Annotated in this window: 19 protein-coding genes; 10 read left to right on the top strand and 9 right to left on the bottom strand. The window is 69.5% G+C overall.

The features are described 5' to 3' along the window. On the top strand, positions 1–513 hold a 513-nt coding region (locus HUW62_RS32870; RefSeq protein ID WP_176436658.1), incomplete at its 5' end, for a zinc-binding dehydrogenase. A gap of 855 nt (positions 514–1,368) precedes the next feature. Here the strand turns inward: HUW62_RS32870 and HUW62_RS32865 are convergent. Both HUW62_RS32865 and HUW62_RS32860 read right to left on the bottom strand, forming a co-directional pair. Continuing rightward, a complete protein-coding gene (locus HUW62_RS32865; protein ID WP_176436657.1) occupies positions 1,369–2,793 on the bottom strand; it encodes a hypothetical protein in 1,425 nt (474 codons plus the stop codon). A gap of 10 nt (positions 2,794–2,803) precedes the next feature. Then, a complete protein-coding gene (locus tag HUW62_RS32860; RefSeq protein WP_176436656.1) occupies positions 2,804–4,462 on the bottom strand; it encodes a hypothetical protein in 1,659 nt (552 codons plus the stop codon). A 258-nt stretch (positions 4,463–4,720) separates the two neighbouring features. Here HUW62_RS32860 and HUW62_RS32855 point away from each other — a divergent pair, with 258 nt between their 5' ends. From HUW62_RS32855 to HUW62_RS32835, 5 genes are all read left to right on the top strand, one after another. Next, entirely contained in the window at positions 4,721–6,298 is a 1,578-nt protein-coding gene (locus tag HUW62_RS32855) for an LVIVD repeat-containing protein (protein WP_176436655.1), read from the top strand. Between the two features lie 65 nt (positions 6,299–6,363). Continuing rightward, a complete protein-coding gene (locus tag HUW62_RS32850; protein ID WP_163867710.1) occupies positions 6,364–7,887 on the top strand; it encodes a long-chain fatty acid--CoA ligase in 1,524 nt (507 codons plus the stop codon). A 236-nt stretch (positions 7,888–8,123) separates the two neighbouring features. After that, positions 8,124–9,650 carry a S1 family peptidase gene (locus HUW62_RS32845; RefSeq protein ID WP_176436654.1) on the top strand — a complete coding sequence of 509 codons (1,527 nt, stop codon included), beginning with the start codon at positions 8,124–8,126 and terminating at the stop codon, positions 9,648–9,650. A gap of 288 nt (positions 9,651–9,938) precedes the next feature. Beyond that, complete coding sequence (locus HUW62_RS32840) at positions 9,939–10,667, top strand: response regulator transcription factor (protein WP_163867708.1); 729 nt, start codon at positions 9,939–9,941, stop codon at positions 10,665–10,667. After that, positions 10,664–12,094, top strand: coding sequence for a HAMP domain-containing sensor histidine kinase (locus HUW62_RS32835; protein ID WP_176436653.1), 1,431 nt, complete (start codon positions 10,664–10,666; stop codon positions 12,092–12,094). Before HUW62_RS32840 ends, HUW62_RS32835 begins: the two co-directional genes overlap by 4 nt. Here HUW62_RS32835 and HUW62_RS32830 read toward each other — a convergent pair. Together HUW62_RS32830 and HUW62_RS32825 are read right to left on the bottom strand one after the other, a co-directional pair. Next, entirely contained in the window at positions 12,079–12,681 is a 603-nt protein-coding gene (locus HUW62_RS32830) for a DUF2378 family protein (protein WP_163867706.1), read from the bottom strand. The two genes, HUW62_RS32835 and HUW62_RS32830, sit on opposite strands and share 16 nt — an antisense overlap. A 103-nt stretch (positions 12,682–12,784) precedes the next feature. After that, positions 12,785–14,425, bottom strand: a complete 1,641-nt coding sequence (locus HUW62_RS32825; RefSeq protein ID WP_176436652.1) for a methyl-accepting chemotaxis protein — start codon at positions 14,423–14,425, stop codon at positions 12,785–12,787. A gap of 542 nt (positions 14,426–14,967) precedes the next feature. On the opposite strand from HUW62_RS32825, the gene HUW62_RS32820 reads away from it, so the two are divergent. After that, the gene (locus tag HUW62_RS32820; protein ID WP_163867704.1) at positions 14,968–15,333 is read left to right on the top strand and encodes a helix-turn-helix transcriptional regulator; all 366 of its coding nucleotides are present in this window, start codon (positions 14,968–14,970) and stop codon (positions 15,331–15,333) included. Positions 15,334–15,387: 54 nt separating this feature from the next. Here HUW62_RS32820 and HUW62_RS32815 read toward each other — a convergent pair whose 3' ends face one another. The 4 genes from HUW62_RS32815 to HUW62_RS32800 are packed head-to-tail and all read right to left on the bottom strand — an operon-like array spanning position 15,388 to position 20,321. After that, on the bottom strand, positions 15,388–16,914 hold the full coding sequence (locus HUW62_RS32815) for a response regulator (protein ID WP_176436651.1): 1,527 nt from the start codon (positions 16,912–16,914) through the stop codon (positions 15,388–15,390). Further along, complete coding sequence (locus tag HUW62_RS32810) at positions 16,907–18,952, bottom strand: hybrid sensor histidine kinase/response regulator (RefSeq protein WP_176436650.1); 2,046 nt, start codon at positions 18,950–18,952, stop codon at positions 16,907–16,909. The genes HUW62_RS32815 and HUW62_RS32810 overlap by 8 nt, the downstream gene beginning before the upstream one ends. Further along, positions 18,949–19,653 (bottom strand): hypothetical protein, encoded by a 705-nt coding sequence (locus HUW62_RS32805; protein WP_163867701.1) that lies wholly within the window; start codon positions 19,651–19,653, stop codon positions 18,949–18,951. Before HUW62_RS32805 ends, HUW62_RS32810 begins: the two co-directional genes overlap by 4 nt. Before the next feature lie 8 nt (positions 19,654–19,661). Further along, a complete protein-coding gene (locus HUW62_RS32800) occupies positions 19,662–20,321 on the bottom strand; it encodes a B12-binding domain-containing protein (protein ID WP_163867700.1) in 660 nt (219 codons plus the stop codon). Between the two features lie 254 nt (positions 20,322–20,575). Here HUW62_RS32800 and HUW62_RS32795 point away from each other — a divergent pair, with 254 nt between their 5' ends. The 3 genes from HUW62_RS32795 to HUW62_RS32785 are packed head-to-tail and all read left to right on the top strand — an operon-like array spanning position 20,576 to position 22,500. Beyond that, positions 20,576–21,061, top strand: coding sequence for an RNA polymerase sigma factor (locus HUW62_RS32795; protein ID WP_163867699.1), 486 nt, complete (start codon positions 20,576–20,578; stop codon positions 21,059–21,061). Continuing rightward, the gene (locus HUW62_RS32790; RefSeq protein ID WP_176436649.1) at positions 21,058–21,882 is read left to right on the top strand and encodes an ActD-like protein; all 825 of its coding nucleotides are present in this window, start codon (positions 21,058–21,060) and stop codon (positions 21,880–21,882) included. The genes HUW62_RS32795 and HUW62_RS32790 overlap by 4 nt, the downstream gene beginning before the upstream one ends. A gap of 6 nt (positions 21,883–21,888) precedes the next feature. Beyond that, the gene (locus tag HUW62_RS32785) at positions 21,889–22,500 is read left to right on the top strand and encodes a peptidase (RefSeq protein ID WP_163867697.1); all 612 of its coding nucleotides are present in this window, start codon (positions 21,889–21,891) and stop codon (positions 22,498–22,500) included. A 6-nt stretch (positions 22,501–22,506) separates the two neighbouring features. Here HUW62_RS32785 and HUW62_RS32780 read toward each other — a convergent pair. Then, a partial coding sequence (locus HUW62_RS32780) for a DUF6748 domain-containing protein (RefSeq protein WP_368670524.1) occupies positions 22,507–22,815 on the bottom strand: 309 nt, incomplete at its 5' end.

The following is a 22,815-nucleotide window of genomic DNA, read 5'->3' as shown; positions in this document are numbered from 1 at the left end:
GTGGGCGGGACGCACAAGGTGGAGGCGGCGCGCGCGCTGGGGGCGGACGTGGTCATCGACAAGAGCCGTGAGGACCTGTGGAAGGCGGCGGAGGCGGCGTCGCCGAAGGGCTACGAGGTGGTGCTGGACGCGAACGGGCCGTCCACGCTGCGCGACAGCTACCGGCACCTGGCGTCACCGGGGAAGCTGGTCATCTACGGGTTTCATTCGATGCTGCCGCGCACGGGCGGGCGGCCGAACTACGCGAAGCTCGCGTGGGATTGGATGAGGACGCCGCGCTTCGACCCGCTGACGCTGACGAACGACAACATGAGCGTGCTGGCCTTCAACCTGTCGTACCTGTTCGAGCAGCGCTTCGTGCTGGAGGACAGCATGGCGCGGCTGCTGGCCTGGGTGGAAGAGGGGAAGGTGGTGTCGCCGCAGGTGACGAAGTTCCCGCTGGATTCCGTCGCGGAGGCGCACAAGGCGCTGGAGTCCGGGACGACGGTGGGCAAGCTGGTGCTGGTGCCGTGAGCGCGGGTAGGGCTCACGGTGTCGTGCGCGAATCGTGAGCCTTCCGTGACGAAGCCGAGCCGGCCTTCGCGCAGGCTCGGTTCCCATGCCCGTCCCCTGGCCTCGTCAGCTCGCTTCCTCTGGGAGGATGCACTTCGCCCTGCTGGTCGCCTTGGGAGTTCTTGGGGCGTGTGCGCGAAGGGTGGATGCATCTGGCGCAACGGAGCTTCCCGCGGAACGCGAAGAGCATTGTGTGTCGGGTTACGAAACGCGGTCTTGGTACCCAGTTCTTTTGCCTGCGGGCGCGCTTGCCGTCACCTTCAACTCTGAATTCGAGCCAGAGGCTCGAAGTGGCACGCACGAAAAATGGTCGCGCTGTCAGTGCTCCGAGTTCCTTCATCAACTGGGTGAGAGACCTCTTTGGCCCGCGGCACCCGGGACGGAGGTCTACCGGTTCACTTATGTGCACTCCCTGCCCAGGCCCGTGAGCGTCCGGGTCGAGCGGTTTGGAGATGTCCATCAGCTCCAGGTGAGCTGGGAGCGCAAAGAGGATGATGTCTACGTCTCTGGGCCCACGCTCCAGCGCACCCGCTTTCTACTGCCCAGCGAGTGGTCCGAGGTTCTGCGCAGGTTGGAGCGCTTTGGCTTCTGGAAGTACAGAACGCGAGAGAGGCGTGGGGAGTCTATCCAACTGGATGCTTCGCTCTGGTTGCTCGAAGGTGTCCGGCAGGGGCGCTATCGGGCCTATCAGGTGTGGTCGCCCGAAGACGAAGGAGAGGGCAGGGCCTTTCGCGAAGTGTGTCTCTATCTGTTGGACCTCTCGGGCCTGCCGATTCCTGCCTTGGACATCTATTGAGGCCATGCAGAGGGCGCTGTTCAGCGCAGGGCCTTCTCCAGCTCCTCGCGGCTGAAGTCCCGCGAGAGGTTGCTGGGGTCCCAGAACGCGGCCAGCTCCAGGATGGCCGGGAGAATCGCCTGGATGCGCTCCTTGAGTCTGGCGCGCACGTGGTCCTTGAACTGCTGGTTCTTCAGGCGCGCCAGCTCGCGCACCTCTTCCGGGACACGGTTGACCAGGTCGTCGAGGGGGCGCAGGCCCTTTTCGAGCGCGCTGTCGACCTCGCTCTGGATGAGGCCCGGCAACGCCTTGAGCTTGCCGGCGGCGTCCTTGCGAGTGATTTCCTCGATGTGCTGGCGGAAGAGATAGGACTCCGCGAGCTGCTCGATGGTCTCGCTGCCCAGGGACTGCACGAAGATGCCCTTGAACTTGTCGCGGAACTTGCCGTCGAGCTCCTCGGTGAGTCTCCAGTCGGTGTCGATGGCCGCGCAGACCTTGTCCTTGAAGCTGGCGGCCTCGCTCTTCTGGGCCGAGCTGGGCACGCGGTAGGCCCAGTCGGAGAGATACCCCTTGGCCTGGTCGAGGATGACCTTGGCCTTCCCCAAGTCATTCTTGTCGCGGTACGTGTCGACCTCCGCCCGCGTCGAATTGAAGAGCAGCAGGACGCTGCCCTTCTCCGCCTGCACCAGGCTCTGGTAGGTCGCCACCAGGTTGCGGTAGTGGCCCTTCTGCACCTGGTAGATTTCGGAGCCCCCCTGCACCGCGTCCAGCAGGTCGCGGCTGATTTCGTCGGGGATGTCGACATCGAAAATCGAGGCGACGAGCTTGGCCACGTCCACGCCCTTGCCGGCCAGGAACTTGTCGTCGAGCTTGAGCGCCACGCCGAGCGACTTCGAGGTGGCGCGCGAGACGCCCTCGCTGGCGCGCTTGAGCACGCCCGGAGCGAGCTCGTCGATGATGGACTGCGCCATCCGTGAGACCTGCTGCACCACCTGGCGCTGGTCGTTCTCGAAGACGACGTCCTTGGACAGCAGGAAGGTCCACTTGTCCCACAGCTCGCCGAGCATCTTGTTGAGCAGGTCCTGGTGGACCAGCAGGTCGTCGTGGAGCTGGGGCGTCTGCACCTTGGCCAGGGCGTCGAAGAAGGCCATCTCGTGCTCCAGCGCCTGGTACCAGAAGAGCTGGAGCGCTGGCGTCAGCATGTTGTCCTTGGCGGCATCGCCAAAGGCGCGGCTGATGTCGGCCGTGGCCGTGGCACAGCGCTCCTGCCACTTGCGCTGAGTCCCCAGGTTGCCCGCGCTGGTGCGCTCACTGGCGTCGAGCATGGCGGTGAGGGCCTGGTCGGCCACGTTGCCCACTTTCACGATGGCGTCGCTCAGGGCGCGCTTCACCGGGTCGGCGGCGCCCTCGGAGGCGCGGGTCAGTCGTTCGTTGAGTTCCGAGACGCGGCTTGAGTACCAGCCCATGGAATGCTCCTTACAGGCTCTGCTCGCTGGTGATGCGCCAGGGGCCACCGTTGCGGCGTTGGACCGTCCATTTCCGCCGCACCTCGACCGAATTGAAGGTCCTCGTCTGGCCCTCGAAGAGGCCGACGTGGTCCACCTCCAGTTCGACCTCCTCGATGCGCGGCAGGCCCGGGGCCTCGTCGCCTTGGATGACGACCCGTGCCTCGCTGCTCCAGCGCACCCGCGCGTCGAGCACCTTGTTGAGCAGGAGTTGTCGTGAGCGCACCCACTCGCTGTCGCGGCCGTTCCAGGTCCAGACCGGGTAGTAGATGGGCCGGTTGGAGTCGGGCACGGCGCGCCAGTCGGCGAAGAGGCCGTTCCACGTCTCCTGGTCGCCGCGCTTCACGGCCGAAATCATGGCGGTGATGACCTCGCGCGGGCCCGCGTCATCGGCCGGGGCCCCGGAGGTCTCCTGGCTGAGCGTCTCCTCTCCTGCGAAGCGCGGTCCGCCCTCGCTCGAATCGCTGGCATCGACGCAGACCACGCCGCCGACCAGCGCTGCGACGGGCTCCACCTCCAGGCCCGCGGCGGTGCGCCCGGAGCCCGCGAGCAGGCGCGGGTCAGGCAGGATGCGGCCGAGCAGGGCGATGTCGATTCGCACCGAGGGTGCCACGCGCCGCTGATAGTGCTGCATGGCGGTGAAGACCTTCTTCATGGCCGGGCTGTCGACGGGGCAGAAGACCCACGCGCCCGACTGGTTCCAGGCCAGGTAGCCCTTGCCCATGTCGACCAGCCACTCGCGCTGCGTCACCGTCGGCAGCGAGACCAGCTTGCCCGTCAATGCCGAGCGGTCGCCACGGAAGGGGTCGACGGTAGGGAAGGCGCTGAGGGTCTCTCCAGCATGGGCCGCCAGCAGGGCCTTCCAGGACGCAGCGGCCTGGAGGCCGATGGCCTTCACCTGCTCCTCGCCCCGGGTGCGGAACTCCAGCGCATCCGCCGGGAGCGTGACGAGGTCTCCTTCGAGACAGGCGCGCACCGTCTCCCAGTCCTCGCGCATCGCCGACGCGAAGGGGCCGGGGTGATGCTCGACGAGGGAGTCGACCCGGGCCTTGTGTCCGAGGTGGTTCGCGAGCTCAGCGCGCGTCCCCCGCGAGGTGCGCCAGGCGCCGAAGGTGCTGTCGAGCAGGCGCTCCCAGTCGAAGACGCGCTTCTCGAGCCACGACATCCAGGCTTCGTCGAAGCCATCGCGACCCATGCTCTCGGGTCCGCCCGGGCCGAGGATCCGCCGCGTCGTGTCGGCGATGCCCCAGGTGCGTTCGCGGAGCAGGGTGCCGCTGAACTCGTGCTCCTCCCAGCCTTCGCCGGGCTCGCGCCGGCGAGCGATTCGCACCTGGACCTTGTCACCCTCCTTGCGCCCCTGTTTGGCCCAGGTCTGGTTCTCGGCGTACTGGCCCAGAAGGAAGGGCACCGTGCGCTGCGCGGTGGTCTGGTCGGGTGGCTTGACGACGGGCTGACCGTCGATGGCGATGACCCGGTCGCCGACGCGCAGGCCCGAGCCGCGGAAGCCGCTGTCCCAGGCAATCCACGCCACGTGGAGGTGGGGCGTCAGGGCGTCGAAGCGCGCGTCGAGCTTGAGGCCGCTGCGCAGTCCGTCTTGGAGGTATTCCTTCTCGGCGCCGCGATTGTGCATGAAGAAGGTGTCCCCGCCGTGGCTCCCCGCCCCCTGCGGAGATGAGGGGTCGTTCTCTACCTCGCGGGCTTCAAGTGTTCAAGGCAGGGCAGCGTCCGGAGCCCCTGCTCCCGTGTCCCGGCCTTGATGTCTTGGATTGAACGCCGCCCTGTTTGCCACGATATGGATAGGGCCCCACTTCGTTCGCGATTATCCGGGCCGGCTGTCTTCCTTTGCTCGTGCCTCCAGGTCTCGCTGGCCCCATCCCCGGGGGCTGTCATGGTGAAGTGGACGTACGGTGTTGTCGCGACGTTGATGTGCGTGGGTTCGCTGGGGGCATGCAACAGCCGGGACTACGAGGTCGTGGAGGTCCCCGTGGACCTGTCACCGGGCGCGCCCATTCAGGACGCGGCCGACTGGGCTCCGGAGCCGCTCGCCGCCTGTTCGCTCCGCTCCACGGTTCTCACCGCCGAAGACTGTGAGTCCATGGATGCCTTCGACCTGTCCGGCTGCGACCTCGCGAGCCTGAACGGACTGGCGTCCGGAAGCTTCAATGTGCGCGTCCTCGAGGCAGCGACCGCCGCGCTCCCCGTGTCCCAGTACTTCACGAACCTGTACTTCTACTTCGAGCCCGACCCCGCCCATGGGGGACACCCCTATTTCCGGACGTCGACATTCACGCTCCCGGACGGGAGGCCCTCTATCCTCACGGAAGTGGGGTGCGCGGCGCAGGGCCCGGACCGGCTGACGGGCTGTGAGCTGCGCTGCACAGGGGCCGACGCCCCGCTGTTGAGCACGTTCGAGGGCGCCCGGGTTCGTCGTCGTCCGGGCGAGGCGGAGTCTTCCGGCGGGCTGACGTTGCTGGGCGAAGCGGCCATCGGTGAGCGCATGGGGATACCCGTGGATGTCTATGTCACCAAGGGCCATGCCTATGTCGTGTCCATCAACAGCATTGACAATGGCCCCGGTGGCCTCTCCGTCTTCGACCTGAAGGTCCGCACGGCACCCCGGCTGGTGAGGGCCGTCCAGATTCCTGGCAACGGTTACTGGAACGGCGTGTGGGCGAAGGACGACGCGCTCTATGTCGCCAGCGCCTCCCGGGGCGTGCTCGTGTTCGACATCACCGACCCCGCGAACCCGACCTTCGTCCGAGACCTCTCCGACGGCAACCGCGTCAACATCCACACCCTCTTCGTGTCGGGCAACCGGCTGTATTCCATGTCGGCCAGCGGCAGGGTGGGGACCACCATCCACGACGTGACGAACGCGCGGGAGCCGGTGCGCCTGGGCAGCTACAGCGACCCCAGCTTCACCGGGGCTGAAACCTCCTACTCGCACGACGCCACCTCCCTGAACCACCTGCTCTTCGTCAGTCATTGGAACGCGGGCCTGCTCATCCTCGATGCGAAGGACCCGGCGAACGTGAAGAAGCTGGGCGCGTACAAGCCGCCGCACGCGACCAGCCACACCTCGCGCGTGGCGTACATGAACAACAACCTCATCGCCTTCGAGGGCGGGGAGAACTGGGGCGCCCACCTGCGCGTGCTCAACCTGAATGACCCGGAGAACCCCACGCTCATCGGCGAGTACAAGCTGTCGCCCGAGGTCTCCATCCACAACATGGAGCTCGTCGGCGGCCGGCTCTACCTGACCCACTACCAGTACGGCGTGCGGGTGCTGGACGTGACCAGACCCGCGCGGCCCCGGGAGATTGCTTACTTCAACACCTGGCAGGAGAAAGACTCGGACTTCGGCGGGTCCCCCTATGTCGGCGCCATCGGCATCCGTGTCCCGGGAGACGGCTACGTCTATGTCGTGGACACGGAGCGCGGTCTGCTCATCTTCCCGGAGGTGTGAACCGGGGAGCGTTCGGGTGACGAGCGCCGGGCACACTTCCCGGCGCTCGGCTAGCGTGCGGGGCCATGCCCATCGTCCATGACTGGCTGGCCCGCCGCGCGGCTCTGGACCCCGACCATCCCGCCCTCGTCGACTCCACCCGGGGCGGGCGCCGTCGCATCACCTATCGCGAGTGGAACGCCGCCGCCTCGCGCACCGCCGCGTACCTGCACCACGTGCTCGGCGTCCAGCGCGGGGACCGCGTCGCCGTGCTCGCGCACAACCGCGTGGAGACGCTGGACCTCCTCTTCGCCTGCGCCAAGCTGGGCGCCATCCTCCAGCCGCTCAACTGGCGCCTCAGTGCCTTGGAGCTCGTCGGCATCCTCGCGGACGCGGAGCCCTCCGTCCTCGTGTACGGCCCGGAGCTGCGGGCCCAGGTGGACACCGTGCGCGCCCGCGCCCCCTTCGTGCGCCACTGGCTGGGCCTCGGCGAGGCGGGCCCGGGTGAGCGCTCCTTCGTCGAGGAGCGCAATGCGGCTGCCCCCTCCGCGCTCCCCGCGCTGGAGCTGGAGGCCGATGCGCCGTGGATGCTCTGCTACACGGGCGGCAGCACCGGCGTCCCCAAGGCCGCGGTCCTCACCCACGGCTCCGTGACGGCCAACGCCGCCAACACCGTGGTGAGCTGGGGCCTGACGTCCGAAGACGTGGCCGTGCTCAACGCGCCGCTGTTCCACACCGGCGGCCTCAACGTCTTCACGCTGCCCCTGGTGTACGTGGGCGGCGCCTCCGTGGTGTGCAAGGGCTTCGACGTGGAGCAGGTGTTCGAGCTCATCCACCAGCGCGAGGTGAGCCTCGTCTTCGGCGTGCCCACCATGTTCATCGAGATGCAGCGCCACGTGCGCTTCGAGTCGGTGGACTTCTCGCGGCTCAAGCTGCTCGTCAGCGGTGGCGCGCCGTGTCCGCTGTCCGTGTTCGAGCGGTTCTTCACCCGGGGCGTCGCCTTCAAGACGGGCTACGGCCTCACCGAGGCGGGCCCCAACAACTTCTGGCTCCCTCCGGCGGACGTGCGTCGCAAGCCGGGCTTCGTCGGCGTGCCGCTCTTCCACGTGGAGGCGCGCATCGAAGGCGAGCGACAGCCAGGGGACGTGGGCGAATTGCTCCTGCGCGGTCCCCACGTGTGCGCCGGCTACTGGCGCCGGCCCGAGGAGACGGCGCGCACCTTCGCCGACGGCTGGCTGCGCACCGGAGACCTGGCCCTGCGTGACGACGACGGCTGCTTCCGCATCGTCGGCCGAGGCAAGGACCTCATCATCTCCGGGGGAGAGAACATCTACCCCTCCGAGGTGGAGAGCGTCCTCTCCGGCCACCCCGACGTCGCGGAGGTCGCCGTCATCGGCGTGCCCGACGCGAAGTGGGGAGAGACACCGCGCGCCCTCGTCGTCCTCCGCGCGGGGACCTCGCCCACCGCCGAGGTCCTCCTGGCCTTCTGCGATGGCCGCCTGGCCCGCTACAAGACGCCTCGCTCCGTGCGCTTCGTGGAGGCCTTGCCGCGCACCTCCGCGGGCAAGGTGGACCGACGCGCCCTGGCCGAGACGCACGGTTCAGCCTGAACACGGCCCGCGAGAGACGCGGCTTCATCCATTAACTGGAGAAACGTCCGCCCAGCGGAAATGACGCCGCGCGTCCACGGCGTCATGGACTTTATTGTTCGTCCGATAGAAGTGTCGTGATTTTCTAGAAATACTTGAATTGTTTGACTTGGCTCCTGAATCTCGCTTCCGTGGCCTCCGCGGACCGGCCCGTTCGCCGGTGCGCGTTCCCCGTGTCGAGTCGAAAGGAAGCCCCCATGAACCGAAGACTCCAGGCGCTCTCCACCGCGACGGCGCTGTTCGCCGGTGCCGCGTTGTTCCCCCTGTCCGCGCTGGCGGCCGATGAGGCCTCGCTCGCGCAGGACGTGTCTCCGGAGGTGCTGCAGGCGATGCAGCGGGACCTGGGCCTGACGGCCACGCAGGCCCGCCAGCGGCTCGTCACGGAGGCGCTCGCGGCGCGCACGGAAGCCTCGCTGCGCGGAGAGCTGGGCGGGACGTTCGGTGGCGCGTGGCTGAGCGAGGAGGGAGACCGGCTCATCGTCGGTGTCACCACCGCCGCCGGTGCCGAGGCCGCGTTGAAAGCGGGCGCCGAGCCGCGCTGGGTGACGCGCACGGAGCGCGAGCTGGACGCGCTGAAGGCGGCGCTGGACAAGGGCGCGGACGTGGCCAGCAAGGACATCCATGGCTGGTACGTGGACGTCATCACCAACAGCGTGGTGGTGCTCGCCAAGGACGCGGCGGTGGTGAACGCCGAGCGCTTCATCGCGGAGAGCGGCGCGGCGGACCGCGCGGTGCGCGTGGAGGTCTCCTCCGAGCAGCCGCGTCCCATGTATGACCTGCGCGGCGGCGACGCCTATTACATCAACGGCAACGTGCGCTGTTCCATCGGCTTCTCCGTGGCGGGAGGCTTCGTCACCGCGGGCCACTGCGGCGGGGTGAACTCCAGCACCGCGGGCTTCAACGGCGCGGCGCAGGGCACCGTGCGCGGCTCGTCCTTCCCGGACAACGACTACGGCTGGGTCCAGGTCAACGGCTCGTGGGCGTCGCAGCCGTGGGTCTACAACTACGCGGGCGGCAACGTCATCGTCTCCGGTTCCGCCGAGGCGGGCATCAACGCGTCCGTGTGTCGCTCCGGCTCCACCACCGGCTGGCGCTGTGGCGTCATCGAGGCGAAGAACGTCACCGTCAACTACAACGTCGGCCCCGTGTATGGCCTCACGCGCAGCAACGCGTGCGCGGAGGGTGGCGACTCGGGCGGCTCGTGGATTTCGGGCAACCAGGCGCAGGGCGTGACGTCCGGCGGCGTGGGCAACTGCTCCACCGGCGGCACCATGTACTACCAGCCGGTGAACGAGATTCTCTCCGTCTACGGCCTGTCGCTCACCACCAACGGCGGCGGCGGCGGGGGACGCGCCATCGTCGGCCTCAACGGCCGCTGCATCGACGTGGACCACTCCAACACGGCCAACGGCACGCCCATCCAGCTCTGGGATTGCAACGGCAGCGCCGCGCAGAGCTGGACGTTCCACGGCGACGGCACGCTGCGCGCGTTCGGCAAGTGCATGGACGTCACCTGGGGCTCCACGGAGAACGGCGCCCTCATCCAGCTCCACGACTGCAATGGCAACGCGGCCCAGCGGTTCGTGCTCAGCGGCGCGGGGGACCTGGTCAACCCGCAGGCCAACAAGTGCGTCGACGTGAAGGACTGGAACCCGAACAACGGCGCGCGGCTGCAAATCTGGGAGTGTGGCGGCGGCGCGAACCAGAAGTGGACCCTGCGCTGAGGCAGGCATCGGCCCCTTGAGGTGACGGGCCCGAAGGGGCTCCGCCCGGCTGTCCGGTGGCCGGGCGGGCCTTCCGCCTACACCCCGTAACAATCCGTCATCCCAGGGACGCATCCTGGACACATCCCGGTGCCACCCTCAGGGTGTGGCCCGGGAGCGTGAATGCCCTCGCTGGACCCGGCCGGAGCGTCCCGCGAGGCGCCAGACTCCTCCCTGCTTGCTCCCGGGCCACGGCTCCGCTGTTACTTTCCCACCTGGAAGGTCCGCGGAAGCAGGAGGAGCACGCGAATGGAGCAGCTCAATCGTCCCAGCCTGGAGGAAGGCACCATCCAGGTCCTGCTCGTCGAGGATGACGAGCGACTGGCCCGGCTCACCGCCCGCTACCTCCAGGAGCATGGGGTCGTCGTCACGCTGGCCCACTCCGGCACCGACGCGCTGGTGGAGTCCAACCGCCATGTCTTCGACGTCATCCTCCTGGACCTGATGCTCCCCGGGAGGGACGGGCTGGAGGTGTGCCGGGATTTGAGGGGGCGCACCGACGTGCCCATCATCATGGTCACCGCGCGCGGCGAGGAGGCCGACCGCGTGCTCGGCCTGGAGACGGGCGCGGACGACTACCTGCCCAAGCCCTACTCGTCGCGGGAGCTGCTCGCCCGCATCCGCGCCCAGGTGCGCCGGGCCCGAGGCAAGGCGGGCCCCTCCTCGCAGCCGGTGCACGCGGGGCGACTGCTCATGGACCCGCGCAGCCTCCGCGCCACGCTGGACGGGCGGGCGTTGCAGCTCACCACGTACGAGTTCAGCCTGCTGCGCGTGCTGGCCGAGCGCGCCGGCCGCGTCCTCAGCCGGGAGCAGTTGCTGGATTTGGTGAAGGGCAGCGCGGACGAGGTGTTCGACCGCTCCGTGGACGTGCACATCTTCCGGCTCCGTCAGAAGCTGGAGGTGGACCCGCGCAACCCCCTCTTGCTGAAGACGGTGCGCGGCGCCGGCTACATGCTCGCCACGGGTGAGGAGTCGTGAGTCTTCGCCTGCAGCCTCCGGGCAGGCTGCTGCTGCGCATCTACCTGGTGGGCCTCGCCCAGCTCGTGCTGGTGGTCGCCACGCTCTACGTCGCCCGCTTCTTCATCCTGGAGAAGCCGCTGAAGCACGGCTTCACGCGCAATGCCGCGTACAACATCCGCGAGTGGGAGGAGCTGCTGGAAGACCCGGTGGCGCTCCAGGCGTCGTTGGACCGAGCCGCCAGGCTGCTCGAGGCGCGGGTGACGCTGAGAGACGCCTCCGGGCGGCTCATCGCCACCAACACCGCGTCACCCACCCCCGCGCTGGGGCCCGTGGAGCTGGAGCACCTGGCGGAGCGCGGTGAGCGCTTCTCGGGGGGGCCTCCTCCCCATTCGCTCACGCTGCCCATTCCCGAGGACGGGCCGGTGGAGGCCTACGCCACCATCATCACCCGTCCGCCCGAGCCGCCCCCGGGCAACACCGCGCTCGTGCTGGGCGCGGTCCTGCTGTGCACGGCCATCACCTCGCTGGCCTTCGCGCGCACCCTGGCCGAGCCGCTCCAGCGCCTGGCGGAGGTGGCGCGCGCGCTGGGCGAGGGGAAGCTGGACACCCGCACCGGCATCCGTCGGCGCGACGAGCTGGGACAGGTGGCGGAGGCCTTCGACGAAATGGCGGGACGAATCACGAATCTGCTGCGCTCGCAGAAGGAGCTTCTGGCCAACGTGTCGCACGAGCTGCGCACGCCGCTGGCGCGCATCCGCGTGGCGCTGGACCTGGCGGAGGAGGGTGACGCGGCCACCGCGCGGGAGATGCTGACGGACATCACCGGCGACCTGTCCGAGCTGGAGCGACTGGTGGATGACGTGCTCACCACCGCGAAGCTGGACCTGGCCTCGGAGGGCGCCACCACGGGGACTCCGCCGCTGCGGCCCGAGCAGGTGGAGATTCGCGGCCTCGTGGAGAAGGCGGCCTCGCGCTTCCGCTCCGCGCGTCCGGGGCGGGTGCTGGAGGTGAGCGTGGAGGGCGCCATGCCCACGCTGGAGGCGGACCCGATGTTGCTGCGGCGCGCGCTGGACAACCTGCTCGACAACGCGGGCAAGTACTCCGAGTCGGGGACGGCCGTGCGGCTGCGTGCCCTCTCCGGCACGCCGGGAGAGCTGTCGTTGGAGGTCGCCGACGAGGGCATCGGAATCGAGCCGGAGGACCTGTCCCGCGTGGGCACGCCCTTCTTCCGCACGGACCGCAGTCGCGCGCGGCGCACCGGTGGCGTGGGCATGGGGCTCGCGCTGGCCCGGCGCATCGTCGACGCGCATGGCGGCACGCTGACTCTGGAGAGCCGGCCCGGCGTGGGCACCACGGCTCGCATCCTGTTGCCGGTGCCGCGCGCCGAGGCGCGCGTCGAGGGGGCTCCCCTCCAGCGCGTGGACCCTGACTACAGGCCGACGTGAAAGGTCGTCACGGCCCGCGTCTCATCGTGGTTCAGGAGGGTGACTCGGGCCGTGGGCGCGCCGCTGTGCTGGAACGCGAAGGTGAGCAGGCCGCGCATGAAGTGAGGCGGGTCCGAAAGCCGGCGGGGGTGGTCCACGAACTCCCGCACCGGATAGAGGCTCAGCTCCCAGCCGCCGTCATCGCCCCGGGGCGCCACCGACACGTCGAGGAAGTTGTTGATGGAGCGCAGGTTGCGCGCCATGCGCAAGAGCATCTTCTCCGGGCCCACCACCTGGGCGAAGTCCTGGAGCGCGGTGCCCATGCGCGCGTGGATGAACCGCTCCCCGAAGCGCAGGCCCAGCGCGTACTCCGCCGCCTCGCGGTCCGCGTGGGGCGGGCTTTCGGCCGCCGCCAGCAACTGGATGGCCTTGGGCCACACTGCGCAGGGATAGGCGGTGTACAGGGGGCGGTGCGCGAAGAGGCCCTGTCGCTCCAGCGCCTTCTCGGTGAACGGTGTCAGGGGCGCCGCCGTCGACAGCAGCGTCTCCAGCGCGTATCCGAACACCACGGGCTCGCGCCCGGGGGCCCGCGTCAATGCCAGCGCCATGTGTCTTGCCTCCGAATGGGGGACGGCGAGAAGCCGCGCCCCGTGTGGAGGTGGAGACTGCCCCGCGCCCCTGTCCCGGGCGTTGCGCGGGTGTGAAGAAAGGTTAACCCGGCCCCGACGTGGTGAAGCGGGCGGCCAGCTCCCGCAGCCGCGAGGCCCTGGCCCTCAAGTCGTCCACCGAGCGGGCAATGCGCTCCACCCCCGAGACTGACTCCGCCGAGCGCACCGAGAGCGCCTGGATGCGCCCGGCGATGGACTCACCCGACGCGGACTGGCGCGCGTTCTGCTCCGCCATCGTCTCCACGCGCGCGCCCAGCTCCTTCACTCCGGACAACAACCGCGCCAGTGCCTCGCCCGCGGCCGAGGACAGGCCCATGCCCTCGTTCACCTTCGACGTGCCCCGGCGCATCAACTCCGCCGCCGCCGCGGTGTCCGCCTCGTTCTTCACCAGCAGCTCGCGCACCTGGCTCGTGGCCTCGTGCGTGCGCTCCGCCAGCTTGCGCACCTCGCCCGCCACCACGGAGAAGCCCTTGCCGTGCTGCCCCGCGCGCACGGCTTCAATCGCCGTGTTCACCGCCAGCATCCGCGTCTCGTCCGCCACCGCCTGGATGACCTGGAGCATCCGCGCCGTCGCCCGGCCGGACTCCTGGAGCTGCTCCACCGTGCGCGCCGAGCGCTCCACCACGTCGACAATCTCCCCCATCTTCCGGGACGCCTGGTCCACCGCCACGCCGCCCGCGCGCGCCACCTGCCCGTGGCCCACCGCCGCCTCCGCCGCCACCCTCGCCGCCGCCGCGCCCCGGGAGACATGCAGGCTCATGTCCTGCACCGACTCGGCCGCGCGCTGGAGCGACTCCGACTGCTCCCGCGTCGTGCGCGACAGGCCGTCGGTGGAGACGCGGATCTGCTCGGCGTCCGCCGCCGTGGCGCCCGCCGCCTCCACCAGCGCCTCCACCACCTCCCGCAGGCCCGCCACCATGCCGTTGAAGGCCTGGGTGAGCTGGCCCACCTCGTCCTCGGTGCGCACCTCCACCCGCACCGACAGGTCTCCCCGCGCCACCCGGTGGGCCGCGTCCGAGAGCGCGCGCACCGGCCGCACCACCCGCCGCGACACGTACGCGCCCGAGAGCATCGCCAGCACCAGCGCGCCGCCCATCGCGAGGAGGATGCGCTGCCTCACCGCGGAGACCTCCCGGTCGATGTCCTCCACGTACACGCCCGTGCCCAGCACCCAGCCCCACGGCTTGAAGAGCTTCACGTAGCTCTCCTTCGGGATGGGCTCCGGCGAGCCCGGCCGCGTGGCCTCGTAGCCGAGCGAGCCTTCCCCGTGCTGGCGCACCAGGGTGACGATGTCCACGAACACCGGCCGCCCGCGCACGTCGCGGTAGCCCTTCATGTCCTGGCCCACCCTCTTCGGCAGGTGCGGGTGCATGACCAGCCGCGTGTCCAAATCGTTCACCCAGAAGTACTCCACGCTGGAGTAGCGCAGCGACTGGAGCAGCGCGGCGGCCTGTCGCTGCGCCTCGTCCCGCGTCAGCGTGCCCGAGCGCTCCTGGGCCTCGTACTCGCGAAGGATTCCGTAGGCCGTCTCCACCGCCTGCCGCAGCCCGCGCACCCGGTCCGCGTGGAGCTGCGCGCGAAGCTGCGGCAGCACGTAGCCGAGGATGGCGACGAGCAGCGGCAGGGCCACCACGCCCATCGCCACGCAGAGCTTCACCAGCAGGTTGCTCCGTCCGAGCGCCATCGCCGCCCAAGCCTAGTCCTCCCGCCCCCAGCGCGCGCGACTCCCAAGGTCGTCTGCCCCTCGAATGCCACCGGTTGTCCCAGGTCGTGCCCCCGCCTGCGTACCCCGCGTGCGGCAGGGCGGCCCCACGAGCGGACACGGGCCTCGTGAAGACACCCCCGCGCGCGCCCACCGCGACAGGCCTTGGACACCCGGCGTGGCGCTAGGGACCGGTGACGTGATGAAGCGGCGGACAGCGGATACAACCTTGGGGGGAGGCCCTCGTCGCAGGACTCTCCGGCACCGTAGGAAAATCCCCGCCCAACGTCACAGGTTGTCCGCTCAGAGGGCCTCTTCCCCTGATTTCAGGGGGCCGGGTTGTGCCTGGAAGACGGGTCTTCCGTCGAGGAAAAGGGGCGGGTGCGGAGGCACTCGGGACCCCGAAAGTCTCCCTCTGGGACGGTAACCCGCTGGGTGAACAACCTGAGGCTGACCCGACAAGTTCTGTCTGTCTGCCTCTATACGTCCTATGCCAGCGGCCAAACGTTTCGGGTCGGCAAGGCATGGACAAGAAACTGGCAACCACCATCGGAGCGGCTGCGCGAGTCGCGCGGAACCGGCTGGAGCTCACACAAGCTGACGTGGCCGAACGCATCGACGTGGCCACAGAGGTCTATGGGCGTCTGGAGCGCGGCGGCATGCTTCCCAGCGTGCAGACGTTGCTCAAGCTGTGTCACGAGTTGCATGTGTCGGCGGACGAGCTGCTGGGGCTCGCGTCGCATGGCACCGCGTCCTCGCGCACCAGCGAACCGTCGTCAGCACCCGCCGAGCGACCGGAAGTCCGGCGCTTGCTTCGCACCGTGCGTCAGCTCGAAGCCCCCCACGTGAAGCTGCTGGGGCTGGTGGCCAACGCCCTGGGCCGGCGCTAGCGCGCAGCCCACTTCAAGGGCGCCGGCCCGCGCCTTCTTCTCGTTCCGCTCCACTCAAAGATTCGACAGCAGGCGATCCAACTCGTCCGGCTTCACCGGCTTGACGATGTGCAGGTCGAAGCCCGCCTTGAGCGCCCGGTCGTGTCCCTCTGGCCCGCCGTAGCCCGTAATCGCGACGAGGCGGATGTCGTTGCCCACGCGCGTGCGCAGCTCCTGCGCCACCCGGTAGCCGTCCAGCCCCGGCAGGCCGATGTCCACCAGCGCCAGCTCCGGCCGCTTCTTCACCGCCAGCTCCACGCCCTGCAGTCCGTCCGGCGCCACCTCCACGTGGTGTCCCCACAGCTCCAGGAGCTCCCGCATGGCCTGCCGCGCGTCGGCGTTGTCCTCCACCAGCAGGATGTGGCGCGTGGCCCGGGCGCGCCGCGTGAGCGACGGGGCCACCGGGTCGTCCATGAGGTGCAGGAGCGGCAGCCTCACCTCGAACTCCGAGCCCGTGCCCGTGCCATTGCTTCGCGCGGTGACCTGACCACCGTGGAGCTGCACCAACTGGCGCACCAGCGTCAGGCCGATGCCCAGGCCCCCGCGCGTGCGCTCCAGGGACGTGTCCGCCTGGGCGAACAGGTCGAAGATGCGCGGCAGCACCTCCGTGGGGATGCCGATGCCCGTGTCGCGCACCCGCACCACGGCCTGCGCGGTGCCGTCCACGCCCTCGCGTTCCACGCGCAGGGAGATGTGGCCGCTGTCGGTGTACTTGGCGGCGTTGTCCAGGAGGTTGGTGAAGACCTGCTCCAGCCGCGTGGCGTCCCCGCTCAGCCACATCGGGACGTCGGGCAGCGACACCTCCAGCCCCAGGCCGCGCGCCTCGGCGGAAGGGCGGATGATCTGCACGACCTGGAGCAGCACCGCGCGCAAATCCAACCGGCCCGTGCGCAGCTCCACCTTGCCGCGCGTAATCCGGCTCACGTCCAGCAGGTCATCCACCAGGCGCGCCAGGTGGTGGGTCTGCCGGTGGATGATGCCGCGCATCCGCGCTTCCTTGGTGTCGTCGGTCGGCTTGCGCTCCAGGATGCCGATGGCCGTCATGATGGCGGCCAGGGGATTGCGCAGCTCGTGCGCGAGCATGGCGAGGAACTCGTCCTTGCGCCGGTCCATCTCCGCCAGCTCGTCGGCGCGCCTGCGCGCGGCCTGCTCCGCCTGCCGCAGCCGTTGCAGCGAGCGCACCGTGGCCACCAGCTCCGAGGCATCGAAGGGCTGGGTGAGGTACGCGTCGGCGCCGGAGTCCAGGCCCCGCGCCTTCTTGTCGGAGGTGACGAAGGTGGCGGACGTGTGCATGACGGCGATGGACGCCGTGCTCGGGTTGGCGCGCAGCCTCGCGCAGACCTCGTAGCCGCTGACGTCCGGCAGCTTCACGTCCAGGACGACGACGTCCGGCCGGTGCTGCTCCGCCATGAGCAGCGCGGACATGCCGGTGGCGGCCTCCAGCACGTGGTAGCCCGCCATCTCCAGGATGCGATTGACCAGGTAGCGGTTGGCGTCGTCGTCGTTGACGTTGAGGACGGTGGCCAGTCGAGGTTCAACCACGTCTCCCCTCCTGTGGGGTGTGGGAGCCCAGGCCCGCCTTGGCCAGGGCGTCGCGGATGCGGCTGATGGCCACCTCGCGACTGAGCGTGTGCTTGGAGAGAATCGCCGAGGTCTCGTGGGCCAGCCGCGCGCGCTCGTCTTCGCGCAGCTCGTGCGAGGTGTGGAGGATGATGGGAATCTCGCGCGTGCGAGGGTCCGCCTTCAGCGCGTCCAGCACGTCGAACGCGGTGATGTCCGGCAGGATGAAGTCCAGGAAGATGAGCTGGGGCACCTGCTCGCGCGCCAGCCGGACGCCGTCGACGCCGCCCGCGGCCTCCAACAGCGAGTAGGGCATGTCCTTGAGCAGCTGCTTGAGCAGGTAGCGGTGCACGTCGTCGTCGTCGATGATGAGGATGCGCTCCACCGGCCCGCTGCGCGCCAGCTCCTGCAGCTTCCTCTGGAGGCGGACCTCGTCCACCGGCTTGAGCCAGAACTCGTCGGCGCCCAGCGCGCGCGCCTTCTGCTCGCGGTCCGTCACCGTGACGACGAGGATGGGGATGTCCCGCGTGGCCTCGCCGTTCTTCATCTCCGCGAGGAAGTTCCAGCTCGTCTCGCCCTCCAGCATGACGTCCAGCACCATGGCGGCGGGCCGCACGCGCTGGAGCACCTTGCGCGCCTCGTCCGTGCTGCGCACCGGCAGCACCTGGAATCCCGAGCGCGACAGGTACTTCTCGTAGAGGAACAGCGTCTGCCGGTCGTCCTCCAGCACCAGCACCGGCGCGCGGCCCGGCTCCAGGTGCTGGCTGCGCTCGGACAGTCCCGCCATCTCCGAGACCTCCATGTGCACGCGGGGGATGGTGACGGTGAAGGTGGAGCCTTCTCCGAGCTTGCTCTGGAGGGTGAGGTTTCCGCCCAGGAGCTCCACCAGCCTGCGCGCCAGCGGCAGGCCCAGGCCCGTGCCCTTCACCTTGCGCTGGATGTGGCTGTCGACCTGGGTGAACTCCTCGAAGACGCGCTCGTGGTTCTCCGGGGCGATGCCGATGCCCGTGTCCTTCACGGTGAAGATGACCGTGTCTCGCGGACCCGGGGCCGCGGAGACGGTGACGTGGCCGGACTCGGTGAACTTCACCGCGTTGGACACCAGGTTGCGCAGCACCTGGCTCAGCCGCGTCTCGTCCGTCTCCAGCTCCAGCGGCTCGGTGGGCTCCACCAGCCGCAGCTCCACGGGCGACTCGTCGGGCACCAGCGGGCGCATCATGCCGCGCAGCGCGGCGAGCAGGTCGTGCACCACGAAGTGGCTGTGGCGCAGCGTGGCCTTGCCCGCCTCCACCTTGGACAAATCCAGGAGGTCATTGACCAGCTCGAAGAGGGACTCGGCTGAGTTGCGGACGAAGGTGACCTGCTTCTCCTGCTCGGCGGACAGCGGCCCGTTGATGGGGTTGAGCAGGACCTTGGACAGGCCGAGGATGGAGTGCAGCGGCGTGCGGAACTCGTGGCTGACGTTGGCGACGACGCGGTTCTTGATTTCAGCGGCGCGGTGCAGGCCCTCCGCCTTCTCATCCAGCGCGGCGTGCAGGCTGCGCATGCCCCGGTTGGATTCGTTCAGCTCCTGGTTGAGCCGCGACAGCTCGTCCGCGCGGCGCTTGAGCTCGCGGCGCTGTCCCTCCGTCTCGCGGTGCAGCGCGGACAATTCGCTCATGGTGGAGCTGACCTGCTCCAGCGCCTGGCCGTAGTCCTCCGGCACCAGGCTGCCCACCAGCAGCACGCCGCCCTGGTGCGGGCGCGCGCGGAAGGCGAAGGTCGTGGGCACGTTGTCATGGCAGAGGATGAGCTCCCAGCCATTCACGCGCTCGTCGCGGGCCTGCACCAGCAACTTGTCGACCTTGTCCTCGGTGCCCTGCGCGGCCATGGCCCGCAGCGACTTGCCGGGCCAGGCATCGAGCAGTTGCCGGGCGCGGGCATCCACCCAGGTGAGCGTCCCCTCGGCGTCACACGCCAGGGCCACCTCGCGGCTCAGGTCGTCGAAGGAGGGGCTGTCGTCAGGCGTGGAGATTCTCATGAGCGCGTCTCGTCCCATGAAACACCGGCGGTGGCGAGCAGCGCGCGGGCCTGGGGATGCCTGGCTCCGAGCACTGCCTTCAACATCCCCAGCACCGTGGGAAATGCCAGCAGTCCGAAGCCCCGGCGCGGCCAGAAGCCCACGTACCAGCGCACGTGGTCCGCCAGCAGCTCGGGCTTGCCCGCGGCGAGTGCATCCGCGAGATATGACAGCTGGAGTCGCAGTTCATCCTCCAATCGGGGCCGGTCCTCCGCCGTGAGGTAGAGGGCCAGACGTGAGGTGGCGGCTCGGCACAGCTCCGCGGCGTCATCTTGCAGCGCCCGCGAGGGTCCTTCCGGATAGCGAAGGGCCTCCCGAGCGGCGCGCACATGCTCGTACGGCTCGGTGCCTGGGCCCCAATTCTCGGCCTCCAACGCGGCGGCCAGCCCGGCGAAATTCAGGTCGAGGTGGAGGGTGGACATTCCTCGCGACACCAGCAAGGTGCGAAGCCACCGCGCATACTCCTCCATGACGGAGGGACGGTGTTCGTCCAACGATTGCACAAGGTAGCGCACATGGAAGCGGGCATCCTCGTCGCCAAAGCGGCGGGTCCGCTCGGCGCCGTAGCGCGCCTCCCAGAAGGGGTCTTGATACATCGGCTCGACAGAGGCTTTGGCGAGGGCATCGGCGCGCGCTTCGATCAGGCGGCTCGGTGTCTCCATTCGGTTCCTCAAACTCCCAGGGTGCGGCAGGCGGCGGCGACCAGCTCGCGCGCGTCCTTGCCGTGAAAGCTCACGTCCAGTTCATGCTCCAGCCCCGGCGCCCAGCGGAAGGCGTGCCCGCCCACGGCGATGGGCAGCTCGGGCATGGCCTGGCGCGCGTGCACCACCGCGCGGCGCAAGGCCGGCAGGTGGTAGGACATCGTCACCGAGAGCGCGAGCAGGTGGGGCTTCACCTCGCGCAGCATGCGCTCCAGGTGCTCGGGCGGCACGTTCGCTCCGAGGAATTGCACGTCGAAGCCGGCCATCTCCAGGAAGTCGCTGGCCATGCGCGCCCCCATCTCGTGCAGCTCCCCCTCCACGCACGACATCATGACGAGCTTGCCGTTGGGCGGGTCTCTCGGCAGGTGGCGGTAGAGGTGGGCGAGCGCGAGCTGGGAGATGGCGGTGGCCTGGTGCTCCTGGGCCACGGAGATGACGTTCTCCTGCCACAGCCGGCCAATCTCGTACTGGGCCTGCTGGATGACTTCCAGATGGAGCACCTGGAGCGGGACGCCGACGAGCAGTCCCTCGTCCACCAGCAGGCGGAGGGCTTCTCTCCGGTTGCCCGCGAGCTGCGCGGTCAGATACCGGGCCCGGAGGTGGGTCAGGGTGTCTTCTGTCTCAATCACGGATGTCACGGGCTCGGGGGGTCGAGTACCGGAAAGTAGTGATGGGGTCCCGCTTCGTTACAGTCGAGTACAGCGGAGCCGGGGTGTTTTCATCGACAACCCGACACTCGACAGGAGCGGCCCCGAGCGCCTGCCTGGTCGGCCGCCCTGTAGATTTTGCAGGAAGCGGGGTAGGGACGAAATCGCGAAGCGGCGGGTGACAGGTTCGCGGAGCACCGGTGTTCCCTTCACCGGACGAGGGAGGCGCGACGCCGGTGTCAATCGATGTGGAGGCCTATTACCGCCGCTACGGCCCCCAGGTGCTCCGGCGCTGCCGCTTCCTCCTGCGTGACGAGGAGAAGGCCGTGGACGCCATGCACGATGTGTTCGTGCAGTTGCTGCGCTACCAGGGGGCGCTGAAGGACGCCGCGCCGTCCAGCCTGTTGCACCGCATCTCCACCACCGTGTGTCTCAACCGGCTGCGGGGGGCGAAGCGCAGGCCCGAGGACCGCGAGGATGAGCTGGTGTTGCAGATCGCCTCCGCGGAGGACACCGAGTCACGCGCCAACGCCCGCGGGATGTTGGACAAGCTCTTCGGCCGCGTGCCGGCGTCCAGCCGGGACATCGCGGTGCTGCACCTGGTGGACGGGATGACGCTGGAGGAGACGGCCGCCGAGGTGGGCCTGTCCGTGTCGGGCGTGCGCAAGCGCCTGCGCGCGCTGACGTCGGCGCTGCAAGAGCTGGAGCTGGAGGCCGCATGAATTCCCCCGCACGCATCCCGGACTGGCTGCTGGAGCGAATCGCGCTGGGCGAGCTCCCCCCCGACGAACTGGCCGCCGCGCGCGCCCTGCTGGAGCAGGAGCCCGGGGGCCTGGAGCGGCTCGCCGCGTTGGAGGCCGACTCACGCGCCACCCTGGAGCGGCTGTCACCCGAGCGCGTGGCCCGCGAGGTGGACACCCGCTTTCGTCGCGGCGCTCAAGCGCGCCAGGCTCCGGCTCGTTCCCCCTGGTTGACGTCGGCGATGGGGCTCGTGCCCGTGCTCGCCGCGCTCGCGCTCTTCGTCATCGCGCAGCCCGACTCCAACCCCGGCGGCGCTCCCAGCTCTCCCGGTACGGAAACGACGGGCCCGGTGGCGGGCCTGGAGCCGGAGCCCACGCGCTCCAAGGGACTGACGCCCCGGCTGGAGGTCCACCGGCAGCGGGCCCAGGCGGACGAGCTGCTCGCCGAGGGTGCCTCCGCCGTCGCGGGCGACGTGGTGCAGCTGGCGTACGTGGCGGCGGGTCGGACCCACGGCGTCATCCTCTCCGTGGACGGGCGCGGCTCGGTGACGGTGCACGCGCCGGAGCAGGGGGCCCAGGCCGCGACGCTCTCGCCCTCCGGCACGCATCGGCTCTCCGGGGCCTACGAGCTGGATGACGCACCGCGCTTCGAGCGCTTCTTCCTGGTGACGTCGGATCATCCCTTCGCGGTGGAGCCCGTCCTGGAGGCGGCCCGGGTGCTGGCGGCCTCTCCAGAAGCGCACACCGCGTCCCTCTTCTTGCCCGAGGGCTTGACGCAGGTGTCCTTCACGCTTCAAAAGTAAGGAGTGATGAAACCCTGCGCCCTTCTCGCACTGTGGCTGTGGGCGGGGGCGGCGGCCGCGGACGTCAGCGCGGTGCGCCCCCTCCCGTTGGTGGAGGGTGAAGGTGCGTTCGCCCAGGACTCGGCGGAAGCAGCGCCCGGCATCCGACGCGGACTGCGCCGCGGCAACGTCCACATGGAGCTGTGGGGAAGCGACATCCAGCTCGCCAACCTCGCGGTGAAGGTGGGCGGAGGTCCGCTCTACCTGACGCTGCTCGCGGGCATCGAACCCGGCAGCGGCGATGAGGCGCGCTTCAGCTTCGGCCTGGGCGTGGGGGGCCATGTGGTGCTGTCGCACCGCTTCTGGCTGGACCTGGACGTGACGGGCGGCGCGGTGCAGCCGGTGCAGAAGCCGCTGGAGGGCGACGGCGGCAACGTGCTGGGCCAGGCCCGGGTGATGCTGGGGGTCCAGGTGCTGCCGCGACTGGCCGTGTTCGCCGGCCCCACCTACAACATGTGGTTCGTGTGGGGGCAGCCGGACTTCGCGTCGGTGACGCGCATGTCCGTGAGCCAGAGCCAGCCGAAGGCGGACCAGCGCCTCCAGCATTGGCCCGGCCTCCAACTCGGCCTGCACTTCTAGCGGCGCCTACTCCAGCTTGCTGGCGCGCAGCACGGTGGCGTCGCCCGAGGGGCCCGCCTTGGGCCGCGTCTCCAGCGAGCCGCGAACCTTGAGGCCGCCCGCCGTCGTGCGCTGCATCAGCGAGTCCATCTGCTGCTCGTTGCCGCCCGTCACCGCCGACAAGTCCAGCTCGTGCACCGGAATCGCGTCCATGTCCGGCTTGTCCGCCAGGACGGCGTTGTAGCTGGGGCAGGGCGGGGCGATGCAGCGGATGCCGCTGTCCTTGACGATGTAGACGGCGCTCTCACCCGCCTTGGCCTCGCCGCCGTTGCCGGG

The sequence above is a fragment of the Myxococcus sp. AM011 genome (assembly GCF_013372595.1).
GTDB lineage: Bacteria > Myxococcota > Myxococcia > Myxococcales > Myxococcaceae > Myxococcus > Myxococcus eversor.
This window is presented reverse-complemented; position numbering and strand designations above follow the sequence as displayed.

Bases quoted from the DNA above. Each gene is read 5' to 3' on its own strand.
- HUW62_RS32810 (WP_176436650.1), bottom strand. From the start codon at position 18,952: ATGAGAATCTCCACGCCTGACGACAGCCCCTCCTTCGACGACCTGAGC.
- HUW62_RS32855 (WP_176436655.1), top strand. From the start codon at position 4,721: ATGGTGAAGTGGACGTACGGTGTTGTCGCGACGTTGATGTGCGTGGGT.
- HUW62_RS32790 (WP_176436649.1), top strand. From the start codon at position 21,058: ATGAATTCCCCCGCACGCATCCCGGACTGGCTGCTGGAGCGAATCGCG.
- HUW62_RS32850 (WP_163867710.1), top strand. From the start codon at position 6,364: ATGCCCATCGTCCATGACTGGCTGGCCCGCCGCGCGGCTCTGGACCCC.
- HUW62_RS32805 (WP_163867701.1), bottom strand. From the start codon at position 19,653: ATGGAGACACCGAGCCGCCTGATCGAAGCGCGCGCCGATGCCCTCGCC.
- HUW62_RS32820 (WP_163867704.1), top strand. From the start codon at position 14,968: ATGGACAAGAAACTGGCAACCACCATCGGAGCGGCTGCGCGAGTCGCG.
- HUW62_RS32860 (WP_176436656.1), bottom strand. From the start codon at position 4,462: ATGCACAATCGCGGCGCCGAGAAGGAATACCTCCAAGACGGACTGCGC.
- HUW62_RS32785 (WP_163867697.1), top strand. From the start codon at position 21,889: ATGAAACCCTGCGCCCTTCTCGCACTGTGGCTGTGGGCGGGGGCGGCG.
- HUW62_RS32830 (WP_163867706.1), bottom strand. From the start codon at position 12,681: ATGGCGCTGGCATTGACGCGGGCCCCCGGGCGCGAGCCCGTGGTGTTC.
- HUW62_RS32825 (WP_176436652.1), bottom strand. From the start codon at position 14,425: ATGGCGCTCGGACGGAGCAACCTGCTGGTGAAGCTCTGCGTGGCGATG.
- HUW62_RS32865 (WP_176436657.1), bottom strand. From the start codon at position 2,793: ATGGGCTGGTACTCAAGCCGCGTCTCGGAACTCAACGAACGACTGACC.
- HUW62_RS32840 (WP_163867708.1), top strand. From the start codon at position 9,939: ATGGAGCAGCTCAATCGTCCCAGCCTGGAGGAAGGCACCATCCAGGTC.
- HUW62_RS32845 (WP_176436654.1), top strand. From the start codon at position 8,124: ATGAACCGAAGACTCCAGGCGCTCTCCACCGCGACGGCGCTGTTCGCC.